The organism is Paenibacillus assamensis DSM 18201 (assembly GCF_000422445.1).
Classification (GTDB): Bacteria; Bacillota; Bacilli; order Paenibacillales; family Paenibacillaceae; genus Paenibacillus_B; species Paenibacillus_B assamensis.
The window spans coordinates 815281-841241 of sequence record NZ_KE383837.1; the positions used below are offsets into that span (position 1 = coordinate 815281).

The 25961-nt window shown below is 44.9% G+C and carries 21 protein-coding genes; 2 read left to right on the plus strand and 19 right to left on the minus strand.

Going from position 1 to position 25961, the window contains the following annotated elements:
• The first annotated feature begins 94 nt into the window (after window positions 1–94).
• Window positions 95–1249 carry an AI-2E family transporter gene (locus H580_RS0118040; RefSeq protein WP_028596031.1) on the plus strand — a complete coding sequence of 385 codons (1155 nt, stop codon included), beginning with the start codon at window positions 95–97 and terminating at the stop codon, window positions 1247–1249.
• Window positions 1250–1630: 381 nt separating this feature from the next.
• Here H580_RS0118040 and H580_RS0118045 read toward each other — a convergent pair whose 3' ends face one another.
• The 18 genes from H580_RS0118045 to cymR form a co-directional block, all read right to left on the minus strand.
• Window positions 1631–3484 carry a peptidoglycan D,D-transpeptidase FtsI family protein gene (locus H580_RS0118045; protein WP_051217531.1) on the minus strand — a complete coding sequence of 618 codons (1854 nt, stop codon included), beginning with the start codon at window positions 3482–3484 and terminating at the stop codon, window positions 1631–1633.
• A 205-nt stretch (window positions 3485–3689) separates the two neighbouring features.
• Entirely contained in the window at window positions 3690–5804 is a 2115-nt protein-coding gene (locus H580_RS0118050) for a methyl-accepting chemotaxis protein (protein ID WP_028596033.1), read from the minus strand.
• A gap of 295 nt (window positions 5805–6099) precedes the next feature.
• Entirely contained in the window at window positions 6100–7422 is a 1323-nt protein-coding gene (locus tag H580_RS0118055; protein WP_028596034.1) for a peptidase U32 family protein, read from the minus strand.
• 20 nt (window positions 7423–7442) lie between these two features.
• Window positions 7443–8378, minus strand: a complete 936-nt coding sequence (locus H580_RS0118060; protein ID WP_028596035.1) for a peptidase U32 family protein — start codon at window positions 8376–8378, stop codon at window positions 7443–7445.
• A gap of 156 nt (window positions 8379–8534) precedes the next feature.
• Entirely contained in the window at window positions 8535–9587 is a 1053-nt protein-coding gene (gene mltG / locus H580_RS0118065; protein ID WP_028596036.1) for an endolytic transglycosylase MltG, read from the minus strand.
• Window positions 9588–9675: 88 nt separating this feature from the next.
• Window positions 9676–9975 carry a DUF1292 domain-containing protein gene (locus tag H580_RS0118070; protein ID WP_028596037.1) on the minus strand — a complete coding sequence of 100 codons (300 nt, stop codon included), beginning with the start codon at window positions 9973–9975 and terminating at the stop codon, window positions 9676–9678.
• 3 nt (window positions 9976–9978) lie between these two features.
• Window positions 9979–10269, minus strand: coding sequence for a DUF1292 domain-containing protein (locus H580_RS0118075; RefSeq protein ID WP_028596038.1), 291 nt, complete (start codon window positions 10267–10269; stop codon window positions 9979–9981).
• An 11-nt stretch (window positions 10270–10280) separates the two neighbouring features.
• The gene (gene ruvX, locus H580_RS0118080) at window positions 10281–10697 is read right to left on the minus strand and encodes a Holliday junction resolvase RuvX (protein ID WP_028596039.1); all 417 of its coding nucleotides are present in this window, start codon (window positions 10695–10697) and stop codon (window positions 10281–10283) included.
• A gap of 60 nt (window positions 10698–10757) precedes the next feature.
• On the minus strand, window positions 10758–11018 hold the full coding sequence (locus tag H580_RS0118085; protein WP_028596040.1) for an IreB family regulatory phosphoprotein: 261 nt from the start codon (window positions 11016–11018) through the stop codon (window positions 10758–10760).
• An 84-nt stretch (window positions 11019–11102) separates the two neighbouring features.
• Window positions 11103–13733, minus strand: a complete 2631-nt coding sequence (gene alaS, locus H580_RS0118090) for an alanine--tRNA ligase (protein ID WP_028596041.1) — start codon at window positions 13731–13733, stop codon at window positions 11103–11105.
• A 433-nt stretch (window positions 13734–14166) separates the two neighbouring features.
• On the minus strand, window positions 14167–16578 hold the full coding sequence (locus tag H580_RS0118095; protein ID WP_028596042.1) for an S-layer homology domain-containing protein: 2412 nt from the start codon (window positions 16576–16578) through the stop codon (window positions 14167–14169).
• A 257-nt stretch (window positions 16579–16835) separates the two neighbouring features.
• A complete protein-coding gene (locus tag H580_RS0118100) occupies window positions 16836–17906 on the minus strand; it encodes an AI-2E family transporter (RefSeq protein WP_028596043.1) in 1071 nt (356 codons plus the stop codon).
• A 50-nt stretch (window positions 17907–17956) separates the two neighbouring features.
• The gene (nrdG, locus tag H580_RS24700; protein WP_036605509.1) at window positions 17957–18436 is read right to left on the minus strand and encodes an anaerobic ribonucleoside-triphosphate reductase activating protein; all 480 of its coding nucleotides are present in this window, start codon (window positions 18434–18436) and stop codon (window positions 17957–17959) included.
• 2 nt (window positions 18437–18438) lie between these two features.
• The gene (locus H580_RS0118110) at window positions 18439–20262 is read right to left on the minus strand and encodes an anaerobic ribonucleoside triphosphate reductase (protein WP_036605510.1); all 1824 of its coding nucleotides are present in this window, start codon (window positions 20260–20262) and stop codon (window positions 18439–18441) included.
• Window positions 20263–20535: 273 nt separating this feature from the next.
• A complete protein-coding gene (locus tag H580_RS0118115) occupies window positions 20536–20751 on the minus strand; it encodes a hypothetical protein (RefSeq protein ID WP_028596045.1) in 216 nt (71 codons plus the stop codon).
• Between the two features lie 51 nt (window positions 20752–20802).
• Window positions 20803–21303: a PRC-barrel domain-containing protein gene (locus H580_RS0118120; RefSeq protein WP_028596046.1), complete on the minus strand. Its 501-nt coding sequence runs from the start codon at window positions 21301–21303 to the stop codon at window positions 20803–20805.
• Between the two features lie 78 nt (window positions 21304–21381).
• The gene (locus tag H580_RS0118125) at window positions 21382–22557 is read right to left on the minus strand and encodes a cysteine desulfurase family protein (protein ID WP_028596047.1); all 1176 of its coding nucleotides are present in this window, start codon (window positions 22555–22557) and stop codon (window positions 21382–21384) included.
• A 24-nt stretch (window positions 22558–22581) separates the two neighbouring features.
• Window positions 22582–23001: a cysteine metabolism transcriptional regulator CymR gene (cymR, locus tag H580_RS0118130; RefSeq protein ID WP_028596048.1), complete on the minus strand. Its 420-nt coding sequence runs from the start codon at window positions 22999–23001 to the stop codon at window positions 22582–22584.
• A gap of 305 nt (window positions 23002–23306) precedes the next feature.
• Here cymR and mnmA point away from each other — a divergent pair, with 305 nt between their 5' ends.
• Window positions 23307–24422, plus strand: coding sequence for a tRNA 2-thiouridine(34) synthase MnmA (mnmA, locus tag H580_RS0118135; RefSeq protein ID WP_028596049.1), 1116 nt, complete (start codon window positions 23307–23309; stop codon window positions 24420–24422).
• Window positions 24423–24647: 225 nt separating this feature from the next.
• Here mnmA and H580_RS0118140 read toward each other — a convergent pair whose 3' ends face one another.
• Window positions 24648–25937 (minus strand): hemolysin family protein, encoded by a 1290-nt coding sequence (locus tag H580_RS0118140; RefSeq protein ID WP_051217532.1) that lies wholly within the window; start codon window positions 25935–25937, stop codon window positions 24648–24650.
• Window positions 25938–25961: the final 24 nt, after the last annotated feature.

The following is a 25961-nucleotide window of genomic DNA, read 5'->3' on the forward strand; positions in this document are numbered from 1 at the left end:
ATGAGTACATACAATCAATAGTAGCAAGACCTGTTCTTAGATGGGACTGCAAGCAATATGTTAAGTAAATATTAAGGAGGAGACCAATCCAGCCATGTTGGCATTTTACCGTAAATATTGGAAGACCGTTTTTGATATTGCACTAGTTGTTCTAACTGTCTATTTAATTATGTTTGCATTCAGTCGATTATACGCGATTGCGGCACCAATATTTTTAGCGCTTATTATTTTCTGGATTATTGAGCCGCTTGCTCGTAAATTATCACGCAGAGGAATACCGAAGTCTATCGCCTCCGCACTATCTGTCATGCTGTTTGTACTTGTCATTCTTGGTTCGCTCATTGCAGCAGGAATCATATTCACGCAGCAAGTTGGGGATATCGTCAGTTCAATCCCTACTCATCAAGAAGCAATAGTCAAACAAATTGGCCAGATTTCATCATTTTTACAAGACAAATATCAAGATCTGCCCGGAGACGTAGCAGCTAAAATGAATACGTATTTCCAAGACTTCGCTTCCAAAGCAGCACAATGGATGACGAGCTTTCTCAACTGGCTTGTTACCCACGTCGCTTCCTTCTCTACCTTTGTGATGAATTTTGGAATCGCCGTCGTGCTTGCTTACTTCCTGAGCACAGAAATCGAATCTTGGAGAAAAATTACGCAAGAAAAAACGCCTAAAACATTTAAAAATGCATTCGTATTCCTAAAAGAGAATGTATTTCGAGGTATCGGTGCTTATCTCAAAGCACAGCTCAAACTAATATCGATTACATTTACTCTCGTCTTTATTTCATTAACAATATTGGACGTTGGACATGCTTTTACAATCGCCTTGTTATCTGCATTATTTGATATTTTGCCATTGCTGGGCGTACCTGTTATTTTTGTACCATGGATTATTTATATGTTCATTGTCGGCAATACGACAATGGCAATATGGCTAACTGTAGTTCTTGCAGTCACCATGGCTACTCGCCAGTTCCTTGAACCGAAGATTACAGGTAATACACTTGGTGTGTCTGCTTTCACGATGCTGTCGTTTATGATTGTATCGTTATCCTTGTTTGGTGTTGCTGGACTTATTTTGGCGCCAATTTTACTCATCTTGCTCAAAGCTTTATACGATCAAGGGTATTTCCAACGATGGATTCGTATGCCTGTTGATGAGTTCGACTCAAATCCTCTCGTACCGAGCACTGAGCCTGATGCCGAACCAAGCACATCTAATCAAGAAAATACAAAGTAAACCGCACATCTAATGCGGTTCAAATTGTCGAGAAACCCTGTATTTTTATAAAATATAGGGTTTCTTTCGTGTTTTACAATACTATAATGACTTGGCAGCTGCCATAACTTTTGTCAACGTTTCTCTCCCTAAAGTTCAATACACTGTTATGCATGACAGAATCAGCTCGTCCCTGACAATTCACGATTGGAAATAAGTGTAGACACATCAATATATTCCACGCAAATTGCAATACTAACAACGTGTCTGCCTAGTAACTCATAGGTATGTAAAATTCAGCTACCTATCCTCTGTCACAATTGTTCACCAACCCTTAGCTTAGTTACAATATCCCCGCTCCATGTCATCTCAAAAAAAAGACACCCCCTATAGGAGACGCCTTCACTGTTGTTCTGCTTTCTCATAAGCAGCAAGCAAATCCATCACTTCACCAAATACCGAAGTTGCAATATGAGGTTGTGAGGCTTTACTGATTTCATTTTCGGACACAACCGCAACCGCATAACGAGGCTTCTGTGTCGGACCATACCCAACGAACCAGCTATGCAGCTTATTCGTACCGTAAGCTTCGCTTTGAGCGGTGCCACTCTTCCCCGCTAGTTTCCACAATCGATGGCGCAACTGCTGGCCGGTCCCTTCTTCAATAGTGCCCCTCATCCATTGCTGCAATAACCTCGTCGTTCTAGGCAGCAATTGCTGTTCACCGCTAACTTCCGTCTTAAATTCCATCATCGTATGTCCTCTGGCATCCGTTGCCTTCGTAACAAGACGAGGATGACCTGTACGACCATGATGAAGCAAGGTTACAATTGCATTCGCTGCTGCAAGCGGAGTAACTCTCACATCGCGCTGACCAATAGCACTCTGCGCTCGCACCCCTCCATCTATAGCCCCACTTCCATTGTCATCGTGAGCAATACTGAAGACCCGCCCCTCCTGCTCCTGCGGAGCATGTGCAAGCGCTTTATGGCCTAACCCATCGGAGGATATTAAGCCAGCCTTGCCTGTAAAGCCAAGCTTGTCAGCATATTGCTGAATCTGCACTGCGCTGAGTCGTTCCCCTAATTGAGCAAATACGACATTGCACGACTGTTCAAAAGCTTGCTCCAGTGTCAATTCGCCATGCCCTTCTTTATGCCAACAAGATAAACCATATCGCCCGTATTGTCCTGTACATAGAAACTTCTCTTTCGGGGATACCTTTCCCGTTTCAATAGCAGCGGCGGCGGTAACAAGCTTGAATACGGAACCTGGAGGAAGCGCAGTTACCGCCTGATTGTTCCAGTCCGTGTGCTCCGGTTCAATATGCTGTGGATCGTACCGAGGCAAAGAGACCATCGCTACAATATCGCGTGTCTGCACATCCAATACAACAACCGCGCCACGATGAATTCCTTTTTGACGCATAATCCCATCGATCGCCATATGAAGTTTCATATCAGCCGTCGTATGCAGCATTAGCGGATAATACGGATTATGCGGACGACTAACCCGAACATCAAGCCCTTTCAAAGGGGTTTGCAAAGCATCTGTATAGTGCAAATAGGTATGCGTGCCAATGCTTTTCAATAACGGTTGGAATGATTGTTCCAACCCAGCTGCCCCTGTTCTCATGACTGAATCATTATCCACTGATGTTACTTGCTCATCCGATGCCAGCAGGCTCGTATAGCCGATCCAATGCGGAGTCTCTGTTCGATACGGATAAGGCTGTGCATAAGGGAGAATTCGAACACCATTCCATTTTTGCAGCTTCACATCTTTTATTTGTGATGTATTCAACAATAATGGTGTTTCTATCTTCTTTAATCCACTACCTACCTCGTGCGAGTTCCTGACACTTGCCACAAACGGTTCTTTTGCCTGTGTCCATTGTTCAACAAGCTTCTGTTCCTTCATATTCAGCCATGCAGATATCGTTCGGATTGCTTGACGATCAAGTGATTGTCGATTAACAGGAAAAAGCACTAGCACATCTGCCTGTTTCCCCGTCAGCACCCGTCCCTTGCTGTCTACAATTCGACCACGACCATCATCGAGTACTATCCCTTTTTCTCGTTGAACGATGGAGCGACTTACGACCGATCGTTCACGATTATCCATTTTTCCTCCAAATAGCTGAAGATAAGCTAATCGAACCCCATACAGTAGCAAAATACAGCTAAGTAGGAGTCCCGCTATTTGAATACGGCCCCATCTTTCTTTATAAGACTCAATTTCTGTACGTCTGCTCATACAACCATCCGTTCCATTCTATCCAATTCATTAGTTATTATTATTTCTTAGAAAAATACATCTCAAACGATAGTATCCCATACTTGTTACTATTATCGCTGCTGCAAAGCACGCCAATAAAGAAAAAGACCGCCCAGCCGCCATTTCTCCATGGCTTTGGACAGTCTTTATAGTGATATATGCAACTGGTACAAAATGTAGCAATTTACTGCTCAACGATACTGAACTGCTTCAGTCTATCTTGCAAATCATTAGATACTTGCTCCAGCTCATTTGAAAGCTCCACCAATCGATTGGACACAAGCATCTGTTCATTACTGAGCGAAGCTACTTCTTCAGACGTAGCTGAAGACTGTTCTGCAACCGCACTGACATTAGACATCGCCTCCGTCATAATCCGCTGAGATTGATCCAATTCATTAACTGCTGAAGTTGCTGAATCAAGCTTTTCAAATAGGGCAACCATTTGCGATTCTACCCCATGGAATATCATATCGGCTTCCTTCACTGCCCCAAGCTGCTCACGGAATATCGGGTAAGCTTCTCCTAGCATGGTTACCGTCTCATCCACTTCACGCTGAATACTTGCCGTAATCTGGCCAACCACTTCAATAGATTGTTTGGATTGATCCGCTAGACCCCGAATTTCGTCCGCTACGACCATAAAGCCCTTTCCAGCCGCACCAGCTCGCGCAGCCTCAATCGCTGCATTAAGCGATAAAATATTCGTCTGTTTCGTCATCTGATTGAGCAAATCAAGAATTTGACGAACCGATTGCGTACTGTCTTTCAGTGCGTCAACCTTCGCCACTAAGGAACGAACAATATGCTCAGTTGCAGCCGTTTTTGTACTTAGTTCATTCATATAGCTAGTACCCCTCTGACTTTGCTGCTGCACTTCAGTAGCTGCGTGAAACATGTCTACGTTCATTTCAATGACTTGCTGCATTTTGTTCGTCGTTTGTTCACTGCAATCATTACTGCGTTCAGCTTCCACAGCTAGACTAGCCGCTCCTTTTGCGATTTCCTCAGTAGCCAGCGCAATTTCCTTGGCAGAAGATGCAGTACTACGAGAAGCTTCCCCTAACTGTCCGGCAGTAAACAGAACAGCTTGAGCAGACTCATCAGTCCGTTGCACAAGATCCTTAATCCGCTCCATCATCGTATTGAAGCTTGTGCTTAACTGTCCGATCTCATCATTGGAGCGGTGCTCCATATGAAGACCGAGTTTACCCTCAGCACCTTCCATCATAAGATCACGCAATCGCTGGAGCGGCTTGCCAACCATTCTCATCACGTAATATCCCAATAAAGCCGCTACAATAATGCCGAGCCCAACCGAGATCCAGGTAACATTACGAATCGAATTGGTCTCTTTCACAATCGATTGCACGGGTGTAAATCCGTTCAATATCCACCCTGTCTCACGTGAAACAAAATAAGAGCCTAACAATTGACCGTACTCGGGACTGTCCACGATTTGCTTCCCAGAAGCCGCCTTAGCTTGTGGCTTTAGCTGAATGGTAGGGGCCTGACCCAGCTTGCTTAGGTCATTATCTAAAATAAGCTTACCCTTTGCATCTACAATTTGGATGAATCCACCTTGACTTTGATCCCATTTCAAATGATCAGCCAACGATTGCACGTATATTTCCATTACCAAAACGAACTGAGGCTCATTCGTTTTTATATCATTGACAAGACGAGCCAGCGAAAAAATAGGCTTCGGACTTTGCTCCGCAACGCCTTTAGCACTCGATGGAATCCACACCGGCTGGCCCTTCTTGTTAACCGTTTCTTTGAACCAATCCTTTTCCCTAGCCGTAGATAACGCATCAAAAGGTGTGCCAGCTGTAAAGATAGGAGTGCCATTGTTCTCTAGCGGAATAAAGAACATCGAAAACAGCGTGTTATTTCCAAAAACGTAGCCTTTCAATTCAGATTCGATATGCTTCGTTTGTTCAAACAATTCGAATGAATTGCTTTTATCCCCTCGGTACACATTCGACAAGTTCATAAGCAGCTGCTTATCAAGGAGTACTTGATTCGAGACTTTCACGCTGCTGTTGAACAATAGATCGAGCTTTTCTCCAGCTTGAATCAGCGTTTGTTGCTGAGACAGCGACAACTGTTCTTCTACAATCGTTCTCGAGCGATCATATGAAAATAAACCAATACTTACAACTAGCAACGTTACACTTACTAAGAAGATGATGAATAACTTTACCCCTACTGAGCTAAGCGCTTTCAATTTCAGAATATCCCCCTTATTCTGCACGATTAACGACGGACTCGTATCTTTTTTTCTTTTCAAGCGCATCGCTATACCCCTTCCTCTTCCTAAGCAGATAGGTAAATCTAGGTATTAAGTCACATGTCATATGTAGTTCGTTGTCCAGCTTGGTAAATCCTTCATGATTCGTCGAGCTTTTAAAAAAATGATGTCCATTTATTCCGAAATAACAGCAAATTGTCGGTTCTTACCTTAAAATAAATAAACCCTTGCTCGTAAGCAAGGGCCTATTTCTGTGATTCAGGGTGAAAAATGTATGGTTACTGATAACTCAATAGTTCGGTTCAAAAGTTTATTGCACAGAGCTATCAGCATTTTGTTGTTAGCGATTCTTTTTGCGCATCATATCAAAGTACTTCACCGGCTGATCTACCTTCACTTTGACATATTGCAGCGGATGACGAGCCGCATCCAACGAATTGCCTTTCTCATCATAAATGGCCTCAATCGTCTGCTTAAAGAAGAATCCTTTAGGACCAAAGAACTCTACTTCTGTACCAGGCTTAAAGTGATTGCGCTGCTGAACAGTTGCCAGCTTCGTCTCTGGATCATAGTCAATGACAAGTCCTGCAAAATCATATGGCACAGCCTTCTCTTCAGGCTCATAAATATGATCTTCGTGATCGGGCTCTTCATAGAAGAAGCCTGTATTGACTGGACGGTTCGCCGCCTTATTCATTTCTTCAACCCATTCTGGCTTCAACTCATACTGTTCAGGGTCCGCCATATAAGCATCGATCGCTTGACGATACACATTAATAACCGTTGCGACATAATGAATCGACTTCATTCGACCTTCTACCTTGAAGCTATCTACGCCAGAGTCTACAAGATCAGGCAAATGATCGATCATGCACAAATCTTTGGAACTCATCGCGAATGGATTTTGCTCCTCTTGGAATAATGGCAGCTGTGTAATTCCTACCTTGAATGGCTCCAATGCAGGCTTCTGTTCCATATCCTCAGCATCAGCACGGTCATCCTCGAACAGGTCATATCTCCAACGACAGGATTGACAGCATCCGCCTCGGTTGGAATCACGGTCGGTGAAGTGATTGGACAAGACGCAGCGTCCCGAATAAGAGGAGCACATCGCACCGTGAATAAATGCTTCAATCTCCACGTCCACTTGCTGCTTAATTTCTGCAATTTCTTGCATGCTCGTCTCACGAGCCAGTACCACGCGAGGCGCCCCTTCATTTTTCCAAAACTGCACCGTTTGCCAGTTGGATACAGATTGCTGTGTGGACACGTGAACTTCAAGCCCAGGCGCTACACGTTGAGCTGTCTCGATTATGACTGGGTCAGCTACGATAATCGCGCTAATGCCGACTTCCTCCAAATTTCGAAGGTAGTCCTCCAATCCATCAATATCCTCATTATGCGCGTAAATATTCGTCGCAACGAATACTTTCGCACCATATTTATTAGCAAATTCTACCCCTTCGCGCATTTCCTCAAAGCTAAAATTGTCTGCGTTTGAACGCAAACCATATTTTTGACCTCCGATGTAAACCGCATCCGCTCCATAATGAATCGCAAACTTAAGCTTCTCAAGGTTGCCTGCGGGAGCTAGCAGTTCCGGCTTATCCAGCCGGTTACGCTTGCCAAAGTATTTCCGCTCATGCTTCATTGTTGTTGTCATACGCTTTAGCTCTCCCTTCCTTAATACATTTGCTCTTTATAGAAAAATCCGAATGACAGTTCACGTTCAGGGTCTTGCACCTCTCGGATACGCTCCAGCCATTGCTCATTGAATTGATAGCTTTGCGGATCCTCTGCATATCGATCAATCGCTTCGCGATACACACGAACGACCGTTTCATTGTAATGCAGCGGCTTCAATAGCGTTTCAATTTTGAATGAATCGAGCCCTGCTTCAAGCAGCAGCTTCAAATCCTCTATTATACATACGTCATCTGAGCTCATTACATAAGTACCATGTTCATCCTCATAAACAGGGTATTTCTCATCCTGACGTTCCTGTTCGATTAAAAATAACTTGCGTTCAATCCCGACTTCTTCAAGGCGAGCCTCTTTGCCAAGATGACGCATATAGTGCTGAAGAAGATGACGCTTGGAATGATAAATATTCGTCATTCCATGTACTTGTACTTCGACTTCCATATCTGGAAGCTCGCGCTTCATCTCTTGCACCTGCTCCATATTCAACTCACGCGCCAATACCATGCGGCTTGCACCGCGCTTCTGCCAGTAGCGAGCTGTTGCATAGTTCGTCGACGTCATCTCAGCGTTCCAGAACAGCTGTGTATTCGGCGCAGCATCCTTCGCGATCATCAATATCGCAGGATCTCCATAGACAATAGCATCTACACCGACGCGTTCCAGTTGTGCCAAGTAGTCAGGCAGTTCCTTCATCGTATCATTGTGAAACAGCTGGTTAACTGCCACATAGAGCTTCGCATCATACTCGCGCACGATTGGCATCGCTTCCTCAATATGCTCAATGGTCATCGCCCCTGGTAACCGCAGGCCGTACTTAGGTTCTCCCACGAGAACAGCAGTAGCACCTGCTTGAAGCAGACGTTGTACTTCAGTAATACTGCCTGCTGTTACAAGCAGCTCCGGCTTCTTACTCATCCTCACACCACTTTCCTCTCATTACATAAGCATGTCTCTCTATATAACCGTAATACGACCCCATATTCCATGAATAATAGCATTGCTTTTTCACAATGTGAGGCCGTTTACATATTCAACGTCTAGTGATTGCAGCTGTTAACAGCTTTCTAAAGACTATTGCTTTTTACTTTTTTCAATATTTCTCTGATGTTCCTCATACGTTTTGGCAAACAAATGAGTCGAAGTTCCATCTTTCTTCGTCACATAGAACAAATATTCCGAAGCTTCCGGCGACAATGCTGCAGTGAGCGATGAAAGGCTTGGGCTTGCAATTGGTCCTGGTGGAAGCTTGTCCACTTTGTACGTATTATAAGGACTATCAATTTCTAAGTCTTTATAGAGCAAACGTTCTTTTTGCTTATCCAAGGCATATTGGACAGTAGCATCAATTTGAAGACGCATTTTATCGTCAATCCGGTTATAGATAACACCAGCCACTAATGCTCGCTCCTCATCAACAACAACTTCACGCTCTACTAATGAGGCTACTGTGAACAGTTCATGAACCGTTAAACCACGATCTTTTAGCTGCTGCTCCCAGTTCGGAATTTGTGTGAAGCGATTCTCCGTCTCCAACAACATACGGTTTACGATATCTTGAGCTGTACTGCCCATTTTCAATTCATAGGTCTCCGGGAATAAATACCCTTCCAACGGATGTTTAAGCTTCGTATCCTGCGGGATAAGGAATGGCGTGGAATTTTCTTTTTGGAGCAGCTTCGCCGTCTCTGCTGCTGCTGTTAAAAATTCGTCCTTCTTAACAATTCCTTCTTTCGCCAGCTTGTCCGCCATTTGTTCAATCGTGAACCCTTCAGGAATCGTAAAGCGTACGCCTTCCTGCTTAACGACTTCTCCTCCATTCAGTTTCGCGATAATCTCTTCGTAAGTCATTCCTGGTTTAAAGGAATATTCTCCTGCCTTAAATTTGCTGCCTTCTCCGTTCCATTTCAAATACGTTTTAAAAAAGCTAGCATTTTTAATAAGGCCTTGTTCTTCTAATTGCTGTGCAATTGTAGATGTACCCGTACCACTCTCAATCACCACGCGTACTTCTTCGTTTTTCGCTGCGACTGGTTGTAGACTGCTCCATACATACCAACCTCCACCAGCTGCAAGAAGCAATACAGCTAGAAAAAGAATGGAGACGATTTTTAATCCTGACTTCATGATATCACTCTCCCACATGGAAAAAAGAGCGGTATGCCCGCCCTTTTCAATATTATTACAATGTGCAATTACTTTCCACAATCAACATTTACTGCTCTTCTTCAAGCTCATCGGAAAATGCAACTTCATCATAAAGCTCCAATACATTCTCCCACTCTTCATCATCTTCAATCGTCTCAAGCTGCGCTTCACCTTGAGCGTTATCTGTGATACGAAGTACATCTATTTCGCCGTCTTCGTCTTGAACAACGGCATAAGCCTTAGCTTCTATTTGAAATTCCGCAAGCAAGTCAAAGATGCGACTTGTACCTTGTTCATCTGTCATTTCCAACGACGTACCAAACGCCGATGAAATACGATCGATAAATTGCAGTTTCTGTTCACTCACGTCTTATATCTCCTCGGAATCCACTAGCGTATTGAATGTCTCTTCGACGATATTCCACTCTTCTTCATCTTCGATAACGAACAGCTTCAAGTCATCTCCGTCTTCTTCATAGCGGAATGCGTATACTTCTTCAGAATCCTCTTCATCACTCGCTTCAACAGGGACAACCATCATGTACTTATTGTCGGACCCGTCTACTTCAAACTTCATGATGACTTCGAATTCTTCTTCATTGCCCTCATCATCAGGAATGTAGATAATTTCTGGCTCTTCGTGTTGTTTATCGTTCGTCATGTTCAAACCCCTCACCTTCTAGATTGATAGTCGAGATAATTCTGCAAAATTATAGTGGCCGCTATTTTGTCAACGACCTGTCTTCGTTTCTTGCGACTAACGTCAGCCTCAAGCAATGTCCGCTCAGCAGAAACGGTGCTCAAGCGCTCATCCCACAGGTGAACGGGCAGTCCCAACGATTGTTTCAATGTCTCGGCGAAAGCGATGCTGATTTCGCCGCGTGGGCCGATCGTGCCGTTCATGTTCTTCGGAAGACCGAGAACAATTTCTTCAACCCCGTGCTCACGCACGAGAGCTTCCAAGCGACGCAAGTCATCCTCAGGGCTGCGACGCACAATAACTTCTAGACCTTGTGCGGTCCAACCCATTGCATCGCTTACTGCGACACCGATCTTGCGATCCCCATAATCCAATCCAATCAGTTTCATCGTCTTCTCCTACCGCCGCTTATGGCAAGTTCGTGCGCCTTATAACCAACACACGATAAGTTAGCGATGGTGTTTCAGGTAGAAACGAACCAACTCTTCAATAAGTTCATCGCGTTCTTTCTTACCCACCATGCTTCGAGCGTTGTTATGACGCGGAATGTAAGCGGGGTCTCCCGAGAGCAGGTAACCGACGATTTGATTGATTGGATTGTACTCTTTCTCCACCAATGCATCATACACAGACAACAAAATCTCTTGACTAGATGCCTCTTGCTCTTCTGGCTTCACATTGAACTTCATTGTCTTATCCATAGAATTCATCGTCGACACCTCGCTTTATTCTTATCATAACACATACCCGGCAAAACAAGAAATTATACCTTTTTCATCATTTCAGACAGGTGCTTAAGCACCTGCCTGCTGACTTACCAACTGCTCAACGAGCGCAAGCGCTTCGCTCAGCTTCTCGGCATTCTTGCCTCCGGCCTGTGCCATATCTGGACGACCGCCGCCGCCGCCGCCAGCTGCAGCAGCAATCTCTTTAATCATTTTACCCGCATGGAAGCCCTGTTTAACTAACTCTGGAGCGACCGATACGACAAAGTTAACTTTGCCTTCACTTGCAGCACCAAGTACGATAATCGCTTGTTCCAACTTCGTCTTCAGCTCATCCGCTGTCGTACGAAGCGCATCCATGCTTCCAGCGTTCACTTGCGCCGTCAACACTTGCACACCTGCAACCGTACGTACTTGATCTGTCAATTGCCCCGCTTCCATACTGGAAAGCTTCGCTAATAACGATTCGTTTTCACGTGCTAGTTCTTTCTCACGTGCGAACATCGCCTCAACACGTTTAGGCACATCCGTAACATTGGACTTGAGCAGGCTCGCAGCTTGCTTCAACACTTCCAATTGTGCCTCCATATATTGATACGCATTACGACCTGTAACGGCTTCAATTCTTCGTACACCAGATCCAATTCCGCTCTCGCTTACGATTTTGAATAGACCAATTTCAGATGTATTGTTTACGTGACAGCCACCGCACAGCTCAATGCTGTATTGACCAACTTGTACGACGCGAACGACGTCACCATATTTCTCGCCGAACAACGCCATTGCGCCCATCGCTTTCGCTTCATCAATCGATTTCAATTCGATCTTAAGCGGAGTGCCCTTCCAAATCTGTTCGTTCACACGACGCTCGATATCTGCCAATTCTTCAGGCTTAATGCTGCCTAGGTTCGTGAAGTCGAAACGAAGACGCTCGGTTTGCACCAAAGAACCTGCTTGGTTAACATGCTCGCCAAGTACGTCCTTCAACGCTTGATGAAGCAAGTGTGTAGCCGTATGGTTTTTAATGATGTCTTCACGCTCTACACGAGCTACAGCCGCTTCGATTGTCATTCCTTCACGCAGCACGCCTTCTTCTACTGTTACGATATGAACATGTTGGCCATGCGGTGCTTTTTTCATATTTTCAACACGAGCTACAAGACCAGTGTCTGTCAACACACCCGTATCGCTTACTTGTCCACCGCTCTCTGCATAGAACGGAGTACGATCAAGGATGACTTGACAAGTTTGACCTGCAGACGCTTCCTTAACTAGCTCGTTGTCAGCGATGATCGCCAACACCGTGGAAGATGTTACATACTCATCATAACCAACGAATTCGCTTTTAGTCGTAAGGTCAGCAAGTGGCCCACCTTGTACGTTCATGCTCTCAGTCACTTGACGTGTGGAACGTGCGCGTTCGCGCTGCTCTTCCATGGACGCATCGAAGCCTGCGCGATCAACCGTCAAACCATGCTCTGCCGCATATTCTTCCGTCAAATCAAACGGGAATCCGTAAGTGTCGTACAATTTGAACGCATCAGGCCCGCTAATTTGCGTGCGTCCTTCTTTCTTCGCAGCTGCTGCCATTTCAGAAAGAATCGCAAGACCGTCAGCAAGCGTCTCATGGAAACGCTCCTCTTCGTTCTTAATTACCTTTTCAATGAACTCACGCTTCTCTACTACTTCTGGATAGTGAGCACCCATTACATCGCCAACTGTCTTAACAAGCTCAACCATGAATGGACGGTCCATACCAAGCATTTTTCCGTAGCGTACAGCACGGCGAAGCAAGCGGCGAACAACATAACCGCGACCTTCGTTAGATGGCAACACGCCATCCCCAGCTGTAAATACAACCGTACGAATGTGGTCCGCAATTACTTTGAACGCGACATCCAATTCTGGATTTTCTTTATATTTTACGCCTGCAATACGGCTTGTCTCTTCAATAATCGGCATGAACAAATCCGTATCGAAGTTCGAATCCACATCCTGCAAAATGGAAGCGAAACGCTCCAAACCTGCGCCTGTATCGATGTTCTTATTCGGTAGCGGTGTATAGCTGCCGTCTTTGTTATGGTTGAACTGGGAAAATACCAAGTTCCATACTTCTAGGTAGCGCTCATTTTCACCACTTGGGTAGTTTTCTGGATCGTTAGGATCTCCATACTTCTCACCACGGTCATAGAAGATTTCCGTACATGGTCCGCAAGGTCCTTCACCAATATCCCAGAAGTTGTCTTCCGTCTTAATGATATGATCAGCTGGTACGCCAATCTTCTCATTCCATAGCTTGTAAGCTTCCTCATCTTCAGGGAATACTGTGACATATAGACGGTTAGCATCAAAGCCAATCCACTTTTTATCTGTCAAGAACTCCCACGCCCATTCAATCGCTTCTTCTTTAAAATAATCTCCAATAGAGAAGTTTCCGAGCATTTCGAAGAACGTATGGTGACGACGAGTTTTACCTACGTTTTCAATGTCGTTTGTACGAATACATTTTTGCGAGTTCGTAATACGCGGATTGTCAGGCATAACACGTCCGTCAAAATACGGTTTAAGCGGTGCCATACCCGCGTTAATCCACAACAAGGATGGATCGTTATGCGGTACGAGCGATGCGCTCGGTTCGATATGATGTCCTTTACTCTCGAAAAATTGAAGCCATTTAGCACGAATGTCACTTGCTTTCATGAAGGATTCCTCCTATGACGTTATGTTCTATATAGTTGCGTAAAAAAATAAAAATCGCCCCTGACAAATGCAGGGACGATTAAATATCGCGGTACCACCCTGGTTATCGCTTGGCGTACATGCTGGGCATGCAACTGTAGTCGCATCGAACAAGCACGATGCAAGACTATACATAAAGCGATCTCCTCGACGTTGATAACGGGTTCGACCCGGTGAAGTTCATTCACACTCCGTAACTAGCGTTCAGCGGCACTTCATGGTGAAGATTCTTACAGCCTATATATAGCGTATACGCCATACAAGGAATCTTCTCTCTGGACCAAGGGCTGCGGCTTACTCGGTTTCATCTACGTTTTGACCAATATTTTGACCAATAAAAGTATCGTTAATTATTTAGTATAATTAGCTAACGGAACGTTGTCAAACCCCGTTATTAGCGACTTCCACCCTGAGAAGAACTCGTTAAATAACCGACCTCTTGAAGCACACGTTGCAGCATAACCGCACCTTGCGCACGAGTAGCATCGCCTTGAGGAGCAAACGTTTTAGCAGTAAGACCTGAAATGAGTCCCGCTTCTACTGCTTTGGCTACATCCCGCTTGGCGTAGGAGCTTATTTTACTCCGATCCGAGAACTTCTCAGCAGCAGAACCGCCTTCCGGTAACGGTTGACCAGCAGCATTCATGACACGAACGAGCATCATCGCCATTTGTTCACGAGTAACCGTCTGATTTGGACGGAACGTACCATTACTGTATCCGCTAATAATGCCTGCTTTAGAAGCTGCCCCAATCATACCTGCCATTGGATGTGAATCACGAATATCATGGAATTGCGCTGCACCAGTCTGATCCGGCTTCAAGCCAAATGCTCGAGCGAGCAGTACAGCGAATTGCGCCCGTGTCAGCTTTTGTTCTGGCGAGAAGCGGTCATTGGATGTTCCTTCAATAATAAACTTCGAGGCAAGCGTCTCAATGGACGCACGCGCCCAATGCGAGCTCGTATCATGGAAGGACTTGTTGCGCTCTGCTAGTGCGACGCTAATATTGGACTTGCCAGTAAACTTCACCAACGTAATTCCACGCTCTACTTTGATTGTATTTGCCGTGTATAAGATCCGATCAACGTTAGAATCGTATTGAATCGCAGATAAATGCCTTGGATGATAAACTGACGTTAAGCGGTAAGCATGCTGGACATCCGCTGTGATCGTACGTGGTGCCTTGCCATCTACAAAGGAATACAAGGTAAACTTATGAGGACTGATAAGCTGGCGTGCACTGAGCTGACTAAGCTTCTGAGTCAGCTTAGTTAAAGCTGGTTCTTCCTCCACATGAATAGCTACCCATATCGAAGAATCATTTGCCCACTCGGTACGGATGCCTGTGTAATTCAGGTTATTTAGCGGAATCGAATAAACCGCATCCTTGAATTTAAGTGAAAACTTAGCTCCACTAGCCTGCTTCGCTGCTGTCTCTAGAACTTGCAGCGGAATAACGATGATTCCACTGTTCTCTGTGACTGGAACTTCATAGATAACATGTTTAGCAGCGCTGCTCTTGGCTGCATACTCAAGTGCAGAAGCGAAATGATCCTTATGGAGTACATAACGGTTGCTTGGCACTGCACTGATGTGAGACGGGGATTGCGCTGATTGTTTGACAGCTGAATTCTGATTCAGCGTATAGATACCATGTTCAAGCAACCACTCATATGGGGCATCCGTAAGATGCGCTGGACGATTACCCGCCCCTGGCGTGTTTGGCTGACCTGGTGTACCCGGATTACTTGGGTTACTTGGTGTACCCGGCACTCCACCTGGCCCCCCTGGCCCCCCTGGCCCCCCTGGTCCTCCTGGGCTGCCGGGATTTCCTGGATTACCCGGTGGTTTGCCTGGTACACCGGGATTACCGGGTTGACCTGGATTCCCTGGCTTGCCAGGCTGCTCTGGTGTGCCCGGTACTCCTGGTTTGCCTGGGGCAGGGGCATCAGGCTTGCCCGGTTGGCCAGGTGAATGCGCACCATAAATAACAGGAACTTTTACTAATGCCGCGAGACGATTGCCTACTATATCTTCTAATGGCGCTTGGCCGGGATTGTAACTTAACGTAATGGTATCATTATGTTGTGCTTGCTGCTTAAGTTGGATAGTCACGATGTTAGCATTGGAAGTGAGGCTGCTTAAACCTAGAGGCTGATTATTACGATATACATGGAATTGCTGTAAGGCAGTCAGAGTTACAGGCTTAAGTCTTTCTGAAAAAACAAGCGTTACGACATTGTCTCTCATCGCAGCTTGGCTAAGTACAGGTGGAGAAGTATCATTGCCAGCTTGTGTCCTAAACACCCAATCTCGATCATAAATCCCTACAAAGTCACCAACGTTGCTGCGGAATGTACCATAATCGATCCATACCGTATATTCTGTATCTGGATTTAATGTTGTTCCCACATGCCATTCGATAGATCGATTGTTGTTCGTTATTTTAACGCGAGCATCACTGACCGGAATTCGTTCCACATCGTCTCCCATCAAAGTTCGAATCGCTAGCTCGCCATTTCCCTTTACAACCGCCTGATCGAAAGTAAGCTGAAGCACTGGCCGCGTGCTCACTTGTTGTGCGGCTCTCGCTGGAGCCATATTAACTAATCGTACCGCTTTCCAACTATTTGCCGCTGGTCCTACTGATGCCATTTCTGGGGAAGTATTCGTAGAGGAATTATTCGGCGACAACGGTTCTGCATTCGCGATAGTCGAGTCTTCTGGTGCAGCAGAAGCTGCCAGCGGGTGCAATACCACCCAAGCAGATACGGCAAATACGAAGCATGATCTTAATAATTTCACTACTTATTTCACTCCTCGCACATTTACAAATATTTCTTGTAACTTATATAGACGAACTAAATTGCATTTTGTTGTGCTTTTCCAGCAAATAATTGGTGACAATTTGTCACATCGCACTCCAACCATTTCTCTCCCCTTGTTCTTCTCGATTGTAAATAGAAAACATCACAATTGCAGCAAAAAAAGCTGTTCGACTACATGAACAGCTTTCTCCTCTAAATATTTGACACCTTTAAGCCGTGCAGCTAAGTTATTCACTACAACGTTCTACGCCTTACGAAGTACGTAAATACATGTTGGAGCACTACCTTCAGCGCCGCGAAGAAAGGTACTGCCAATATTAAACCGACCACCCCAGCTATTTCACCGCCTACAAGCAAAGCGAAAATGATCGACAACGGATGCATATGAAGCGTTCTGCCTACCACTTGTGGGGATATCACATTCCCCTCTAATATTTGACAAGCCGTATTTACCAGAATAACCATCAGCATCATCTTGAATGAAATAGTTGAGGCAACAATCAAAGCAGGAGCCGCCCCAAAATAAGGGCCTAAATACGGAATAATATTAAATATCGCCACCATCAAAGCCAACAGCAATGCATAAGGCATACCAATCAACCAATAACCGATATAAGCCAGCACCCCAATAATGACACAAACGAGAAACTGTCCACGAATATAACTGCCGAGCGCAGCATCAATGTCTTTGAACATCATGACAAAATGCTTGCGGTGGCTTCTAGGCACATAGGCAACTACCGTTCTTTCAAACACATCGAAGTCTTTTAAAATGTAAAAAATAAGAAACGGAACGATTAGTGCAACAAACAGCATATTAATTGTCGCACCAATATTGTCTATAAAATGAGTAATTCCTTTGCTCATCCGTTGTTCCAGCATAAACATCCATTCATTCATACCCGTCCGAAGCGTTGGCGGCATTAACGATGACTGACTAAGTCCATTCATAAATCGCTCCGCCTTCGCATTCAATTGCGGCATCTGTTGATTCAATTCTTCAAGCTGAGTCAACAGCATAGGAATGGCGTTCATAAGAATGATGGTGACTGAGAAAACAAATACAGCATAGATGAGCAGCACCGCAATCGTACGGGGTACTTTGCGATCATTTAACAACGATACAATTGGATTAAGTACATAAGCAATAATCATAGCCAAGAAGAAAGGCGCGAATATTGCTTTAAAAAACGTATACAAATGTCCAATAACGGGACGCAATAAATACAGCATATATAAAATAAGCAACCCGAGAAGCATATAAATGCCGTATACGAACAATTTATTTTTTAACAAACGCTCCACTGCTTCTCACACTCCATCTGGACATGCATTCACAGTAGAGTATATGTCATCTACATCAAAAATAAACCGTCAGGATTTCCATGGGATAACTTCCAAATTCGCTGATTGTCACTCCCACGATAACGCAATTCCGGTCGTCTTCGCTCTTGCAAGAACGGACCGTCTACTAGCACATCTATATAGGTAAGCAGCTCATTCATATCTACAGTTCCATTTTGCTGAATATATTCCAGCGTATATCCCGTATAAGCCCAAATGTGACGTCCTGCCTCACGGAGAATGCACGCTAACCTTTTCACTTCACGTGCTTGCATAAACGGTTCTCCGCCAGATAAGGTAACATCCGTAAGCGGATTGGACAATAGCTCAGCAGCCGCTTCCTCTACACTAAGCACTTCACCAGCTCTCATATTCCATGACTGCGGATTATGACAGCCTTCACACCGATGGGGACATCCGCTCAAAAAAATAACCGAGCGTAACCCTTCACCGTCTACAACACTATCATGCACAAAAGACAACACACGCAAGCTCATCTATGCTTCACCCGCTCCTGCTCCTCTGCTTGCTTCGCCCGATTCCATTTGCTCATATCCCCTACCAAATAGCCTGTAATTCGCCGTATGCGTTCAATATTCATCTCAGGAGCTTCACAAGCTGGACAATTACTATGAATGATCGCTTGATATCCACAAGTGCGGCAGCGATCAACAGGATGATTAATGGAACCATAGCCGATTTGATGCTCTGCCATCGCGCGCACAAGTCGATCCAGCGCTTTTATATTACCAACTACCGCGCCATCCAGCTCGACATAGGTAATATGTCCACCATTGCATAGTTCATGGAAGGGTCCTTCGATGCGAATTTTATCAAATGCTTTTAAGCTGTAGTACACGGGTACATGATACGAATTGGTGTAGTACTGTCTATCCGTCACTCCAGCTATATTCCCAAAATCAATGCGGTCTTTTTTTACGAACTTGCCTGAGAGCCCCTCAGCGGGAGTAGCAATAAGAGAAAAATTCAACCCTGTCCGCTCCGCCGTCTCGTCCATTCGTTTACGCATATGACGAATAATACGCAGCCCCAGCTCATGAGACGATTCAGATTGGCCGTGGTGGCTGCCTACTAGCTGAGTTAATGCCTCAGCAAGACCAATAAAGCCAACGCCAAGCGATCCTTGTTTCAACACATCTGCTAACGCTTCATCTGGCGCCAACTGCTCACTTCCACGCCAAACTCCCTGACGCATGAGGAAGCTAAAATCTTTAGCTCGCTTCTTACTTTGGAATTGCAAACGTTCAAGCAGTTGACGCTCTGCAACGTCCATTAGCGAATCTAGCATCAAGAAAAAATGTTCCACGTCGTCTGCCAGCAAACTAAGCCTAACTAGATTCAACGAAGTAAAGGATAAATTGCCTCGCCCCAAAGCCGTTTCTTTCCCGTTCACATTTCCCATCACTCTAGTACGACATCCCATATAGCAGGCTTCAGACTCAGGTGTTCCATCATCATATTGCGCGTTAAAAGGTGAATCTAAAAACGCGAAGTTCGGAAAAAGGCGCTTGGCCGTTGTCTCTAACGCTAGCTCATACAAATCACGATTCGGGTCACCTTCGTTAAAATTGACCCCAGACTTAAGCTTAAATATTTGTATCGGAAAAATAGGTGTCTCCCCGTTACCAAGACCAGCTTGGGTAGCCAGCAACAGCTGCTTCACTAATAATCTGCCAAAGCGAGATATGTCCGTCCCATAATTAATCGAAATAAAAGGAACTTGTCCACCACCGCGCGAGTGCATGGAGTTCGAGTTGTGAATGAAAGCTTCACAAGCTTGATAGACATCGCGCTCTGTCCACTGCCACGCAAGGGATTCAACTTGATTAGGCTCAGAAAGTGGCAGTTGTTCCAACACGCCGCAATGACGTATATAGGTTTTTTCTACATAGGGAGCCAAATCATAATCAAACATCGGATACGCTTGTCCGCCATGCTGCTGATTTTGATTCGCCTGCAAAATGATCGATGCCAAGGCCATCGCACTCTTTATGTCTTTAGGCTCTCGCATATGTCCATGACCTGTATTGAATCCACCGCGCAGCATTTGTCCAAGTGGAATTTGACAGCAAGTTGTCGTTCCTGTTGCATAATAGTCTAGATCATGCGGATACAACAGATTGCTTTCCATTGCCTCTCTAGCCTCTGCCGTGAGCAAATGATGCATGGCATACCAGCGCGCGCTTTCACTAGCCATTTTCCCCATAATGCCCATAGGTGAGCGACCGTCCACGTTCGCATTTTCCTGCATCAAATCTTGATCCGAACCATCAACGATGTCATCTAAGGACTTCATTAATTTTTCCTGGTCCAGCTGTTGCTGGTTTGTATGTTTATGAATAGATGGAAAGCGATGAGTCGACCTAGATTGGCCTGTATCTCCCGCTGACATCGAATCTTTTTTAGATGTAAGTAAAGTGGTCATCTATTTCCCGCCCCTTCTTTTAAACACTATATATAGTATGCATACATAAAATAAATCACAATATGTATTATGTCACACTTAAAATCACAAAATTAAACAACAAAAAACCTGATCGCATAATAGCAATCAGGCCTGTTTGTTAACTTATGTAGAGGCTGGTGCCCCTGTATACGCAGTATCTGTCCATTCATCACCGAAAAATAGATCATCTAGCGAGCTGAGTGTTCCATCTTCCTCTACTTGATAAACCGACATTTTCTCACCATTCACTGTTAGTTCAATAAAGCATCCCCAGCAGTAAAATTGGTGAGCACCTATTTTGCCGATGTCTTTCGAGTTGCAGTTCGGGCATTGCAGCATATGTTCACCATTCCGTCCCTATAATATTGCGCATTAGGGATTGCAGCCAATCTATTGGTGCTCTGGCTTGAGGTCATGAAGCAGAATCGCATGTTCTCCTATCTGCATCCGGCTTGTTCCATCAATGCGCTGCCTTCCTTCCAGAAGGTCGGATATTAATCCGTCTGTAATTTCCAGTCCTACTATCGTATTGCCCATATCTGGCTGAAAATAAACATCAGCAACCCAGCCTAACTGCGTTCCCTCTAGCGTTAGCAATGGAATGTCTTTCAATCGCTTCGAACCGTATAAAAATGACCACTCTTGCTGCTCTACGATCTCTTCTCCTCGTTCAATGACAGATGCACTCGGAATAAATACGGCATCTTCACCACAAGCCGCCAGTTGCTCCCATTGAATAACTGCAGCTTGACGATGAAACATGCCGCCCTCTTCCAACTCCAGATGAGTCAGCATCCATTGTGCCGATATCCATATATCTTTGACCTTAGATACTCTTTGTCCTGTCGTAATATCATAGATCGGCAAGCCAATGAGCTCCAGCAACTTCACAATGCTCCTCCTCCAGCGAGACGCCGAGCTTGACAACTCGCAAGTGAACTTGCAGCACGCATCCGCTTGAGGAACAGCCTATCGGTTCGTTCTGCTGCGCAGACGTTCCGCAATTCCCTTTATTCGCTCAATGGCTTCGTGCGCTTGCTCTTTAGTATTGCCCAATCCAAAGCTAAATCGCACAGCCGTCTTCATTCGCTCAGGCTCAAGCTTCATGGCCTTCAGCACATGGGATACTTCCAAGGAGCCAGACGTACAAGCTGAACCGCTGGCAGCCATTACGCCTGCCATATCCAAGTTCATTAACATCGTTTCCGTCGGAATATCTAAAAAACTTACATTTAGAACATGAGGTAATCGTTCTGTAGGATGACCATTTAGCACGATTCGATCTTGGAAGCACTCCCTAAGCTCCTCCCAGAACATCTCCCTGATTGCACTAAGCTCTTCACGCTTATTCGACAACTGACTGTATGAACACTGAACAGCTTCAGCAAAACCTGCTATGGCAGCTATATTTTCGGTTCCTGCACGACGCTTACGCTCTTGGCTTCCCCCATGAATTAGCGGTTCCCACTGGACGCCTTGACGAGCATACAACAACCCAATCCCTTTCGGACCATTCACCTTATGTGCAGAAAAACTCGCAAAGTCTATTGGCATCTCATGCAAGTTAAGTTCCATCGCTCCCAGTGCCTGGACCGCATCTGTATGCATCACAATGCCACGCTCACGTGCAAGCCGGCCAATGGCTGCGATAGGCTGAAGCGTGCCTACTTCGTTATTTCCCAGCATGACGCTTATTAAGCAAGTATGCGGTTCAATTGCGGCCGCAACCGCATCTATATGAATACGGCCTTCATGATCAGGCTCCACTCGAGTAACAGAAAAGCCTATACGTTCTAACTGTTCAATCGGATGCAGTACAGCATGATGCTCAATCGTTGTCGTAATAATGTGCGGCATAACAGAGCTGCCTTCGCGTTTTGCTTTGAACCATGCTGCCCAAGCAGCACCAAAAATAGCTGTATTGTTACTCTCGCTGCCGCCACTCGTAAAAATAAGCTCTTGAGCCGAGCAGCCAAGCATAGCCGCAAATCGATCCCGAGCTTGATTAATAACTGCTCTTGCTTCTCTTCCCGACGCATGTATGCTGGAAGGGTTTCCATAATTATGCGCCATGCGCATCATCACATCATTGGCATCAGGATGCAGCGGCGTCGTAGCCGCATGATCTAAATAGATTCGCTCCATCTCTTTATTCACTCCATATGTCCGTTAAATATAGAACATATAACTGTCTTGACTGCCTTCATCTTTAAAGTTAATCAAGTCAGCCAGCATCGTCGTATCCAACACTTGTGCAATGCTATCACGAATACGCACCCACAAATCACGTTTCGCTGGATCATCCTCTTCCGTAAAGTCCACTGGTGAAATCGGACCTTCCAACACACGAATGATTTCGCCTGCACTCAATGTCTCTGGCTCCCGTGCAAGTATATATCCTCCATACGCACCACGAATACTTTTGACCAAGCCTGCGTTGCGCAGTGGAGCAATTAATTGCTCTAAATAATGCTCAGATAGTTGATTTTTGTCAGCTATACTTTTTAAGGATGTTGGCCCTTCGCCATAGCTTTTTGCCAATTCCATCATAATTGTTAAGCCATAGCGGCCCTTGGTAGAAATTTTCATCGTAGCACCCCATCACTGGATTTGTAACTATTCATATACTTTTTATTCATTGACCATTTCATGACGATTAAATCATTGTATTCCTATAACGTCACACTGTATATGGTAACACAACTGGGTGTGCTGTGGTCAAATATATACAAGTGTTTATGAAAAAATTTTACATATACAGAAAATGTGTATGAAACGACTATTTTTTTAGAAATGCCGCAAATCAGCACCATTTCGCGATAAAAGGACAATGTGTTACAATACGTGTATATATTTATTACTTACAAATTGAAAGCAAAGACGGTGATTGTTCGATGAATACAGCGAATGCTTCTACACGTGTCGTTGTCGGTATGTCCGGCGGCGTTGATTCATCGGTGACCGCCTTGCTCTTGAAACAGCAAGGTTATGATGTCATCGGTATATTTATGAAAAACTGGGACGACACAGACGAGTTCGGAAATTGTACAGCAGAAGATGATGCAGAAGATGTTCGTCGTGTCTGTGACCATATTGGTATTCCCTACTACACGGTGAACTTTGAGAAAGAATACTACGATAAAGTATTCTCCTATTTCTTAGATGAGTACCGCCGCGGTCGCACCCCAAATCCAGATGTCATGTGCAACCGTGAAATTAAATTCGGAGAGTTTCTCCAAAAAGCGCTTGATCTTGGTGCTGATTATGTTGCGACAGGTCACTATGCACGTGTCGTTCAAGAAGACGGACAGTTCAAACTACTGCGCGGCGTAGACAACAACAAAGATCAAACGTATTTCTTAAATGCATTGAACCAATCGCAATTGGCACGTGCTATGTTCCCTATCGGGCATCTGCCTAAGCCTGAAGTTCGTCGCATTGCTGAAGAATTCGGACTTGCTACTGCCAAGAAAAAAGATAGTACTGGCGTATGTTTCATCGGCGAACGCAACTTCAAGCAATTCCTTAGCCAGTTCTTGCCAGCACAACCTGGAAACATGGTCGATATTCGCAGCGGTGAAGTGAAAGGTCGCCATGACGGTCTAATGTACTACACATTCGGCCAACGTCAAGGGCTAGGTATCGGAGGTTCTGGAAATGGAGAGCCTTGGTTCGTAGCAGATAAGGATCTTGAAAACAATATTCTTTATGTCATTCAAGGGGACAACCACCCTAGCTTGTACTCTACAGGATTAGTTGCTGCTGGCGTGAATTGGATTGCTGGCGACATGCCTGAACAACCTATACGATGTACAGCTAAATTCCGCTACCGTCAGCCTGATCAAGAGGTTACTTTGACAAAGCAAGCAGACGGTGATGTTCTTGTTGAGTTTGCCGCACACCAGCGTGCTATTACACCTGGCCAAGCCGTTGTCTTCTATGACGGCGAGACTTGCCTAGGCGGTGGTACAATCGACCGTATTCATAAGCTGGAAGCAACTCAAGCATAATAGTTTGTAGCGATAGTTATATCGTTCATGCCTTGTACAGCAGCATAACTAGAAACAAAATAAAAAAGCCGCATCTCTTCTGCACAGTGGTAAAACCCAGTGCAGAGGAGCAAGCGGCTTTTCTTTTGTAGAAACGCATCGTAATGATTTTTTATAAGTTCAGTATTCATCATCTTATTAGTAGACAATTATCAACAATTATCATTTCATCAGACAAACCTATCATCAAGCAGTTGAAACCGACTCCAAGGATTGTTCGGGTGCCATCACCCTCCTTATGAGAAGCCTTGTAATACGGAGATGGTACGTTTCCTCAATAACAAACTCCCATCCCCCGTCTGACATAATAATTTGACCTTTTTTCGGGGCATCTACTTGGGCATAAGCCCAGCCTCCGATTGTATCGAAATCATCTGAGACAATGTCGACATTGAAATAAGCTTTCACAGCTTCAATCAACATCATGCCGTCAACCGAAAATACATGCTCATCACGCTTCACAATTTGAGGCAATTCTTCGTCGAACTCATCTTGAATTTCGCCTACAATCTCCTCCATAATGTCTTCAAGCGTAACTAGTCCCGCTGTACCGCCATACTCATCAATTAAGACAGCAATTTGCATGCGGTTCTTCTGCATCATCTTCATAAGCGCACTAATTGACATCGACTCAGGAACACTTAATATCGGGCGAATCACTTGACGGATGTCATCAACTTCATCCGAAACTTTGACTAAGTCCTTCAGATGAACAAAGCCAATAATGTTATCCTTATCTGGATCACATACCGGATAACGGGTATGCATTTCTTCGAAGGCTGTGTCTTTGTTCTGCTCGAACGAATCTGCCGTATACAAACAGACCATATCCGTTCTCGGAATCATAATTTCCCGTGCGTGCGTCTCGGAGAATTCAAAGATATTGTCCATTAAAGCAAGCTCAGTATTATCAATAAGACCGCTTCTATGGCTCTCTTTGACTAAAATGCGTATTTCCTCCTCCGTATGGGCAGAATTATGCTCGGTTACATGCTCTACTCCAACAAGGCGAAGCAGACGGCTCGAAATTCCATGTAACATCCATATGAAGGGATACATCAACTTGTAAAATACTGTTAGCGGCATTGCAGCCCATAAAGTCACTTTTTCCGCATTGCGAACAGCGAGAGACTTCGGCGCCAACTCACCCAATACAATGTGAACAATCGTAATAAGCATAAAGGCAATTGCCGTTGCAATCGTGTGTATGACAAATGGAGTTGCTCCGATTGAACTTAGCGGTTCATACAGCAATCTTGCCACCGTATGCTCCCCAATCCAACCTAGACCAAGCGAAGCAATCGTAATGCCTAACTGACAAGCCGACAAATACGCATTCAGGTTGTCAGTCAAATGCCGGGCAAACTTGGCCCTTGCATTACCTTCCTGCGCGAGCGCATCGATCCGACTTCCCCGTACTTTGACCATTGCAAATTCCGCAGCAACGAAGAAGCCGTTCAACAATACTAGCAACATGACTAACAACAATCCCCATATTAT

Bases quoted from the DNA above. Each gene is read 5' to 3' on its own strand.
- H580_RS0118040 (WP_028596031.1), top strand. From the start codon at position 95: ATGTTGGCATTTTACCGTAAATATTGGAAGACCGTTTTTGATATTGCA.
- H580_RS0118045 (WP_051217531.1), bottom strand. From the start codon at position 3,484: ATGAGCAGACGTACAGAAATTGAGTCTTATAAAGAAAGATGGGGCCGT.
- H580_RS0118050 (WP_028596033.1), bottom strand. From the start codon at position 5,804: ATGCGCTTGAAAAGAAAAAAAGATACGAGTCCGTCGTTAATCGTGCAG.
- H580_RS0118055 (WP_028596034.1), bottom strand. From the start codon at position 7,422: ATGACAACAACAATGAAGCATGAGCGGAAATACTTTGGCAAGCGTAAC.
- H580_RS0118060 (WP_028596035.1), bottom strand. From the start codon at position 8,378: ATGAGTAAGAAGCCGGAGCTGCTTGTAACAGCAGGCAGTATTACTGAA.
- mltG (WP_028596036.1), bottom strand. From the start codon at position 9,587: ATGAAGTCAGGATTAAAAATCGTCTCCATTCTTTTTCTAGCTGTATTG.
- H580_RS0118075 (WP_028596038.1), bottom strand. From the start codon at position 10,269: ATGACGAACGATAAACAACACGAAGAGCCAGAAATTATCTACATTCCT.
- ruvX (WP_028596039.1), bottom strand. From the start codon at position 10,697: ATGAAACTGATTGGATTGGATTATGGGGATCGCAAGATCGGTGTCGCA.
- H580_RS0118085 (WP_028596040.1), bottom strand. From the start codon at position 11,018: ATGAATTCTATGGATAAGACAATGAAGTTCAATGTGAAGCCAGAAGAG.
- alaS (WP_028596041.1), bottom strand. From the start codon at position 13,733: ATGAAAGCAAGTGACATTCGTGCTAAATGGCTTCAATTTTTCGAGAGT.
- H580_RS0118110 (WP_036605510.1), bottom strand. From the start codon at position 20,262: ATGAAGTCCTTAGATGACATCGTTGATGGTTCGGATCAAGATTTGATG.
- H580_RS0118115 (WP_028596045.1), bottom strand. From the start codon at position 20,751: ATGCTGCAATGCCCGAACTGCAACTCGAAAGACATCGGCAAAATAGGT.
- H580_RS0118125 (WP_028596047.1), bottom strand. From the start codon at position 22,557: ATGGAGCGAATCTATTTAGATCATGCGGCTACGACGCCGCTGCATCCT.
- cymR (WP_028596048.1), bottom strand. From the start codon at position 23,001: ATGAAAATTTCTACCAAGGGCCGCTATGGCTTAACAATTATGATGGAA.
- mnmA (WP_028596049.1), top strand. From the start codon at position 23,307: ATGAATACAGCGAATGCTTCTACACGTGTCGTTGTCGGTATGTCCGGC.
- H580_RS0118140 (WP_051217532.1), bottom strand. From the start codon at position 25,937: ATGTTGCTAGTATTGTTGAACGGCTTCTTCGTTGCTGCGGAATTTGCA.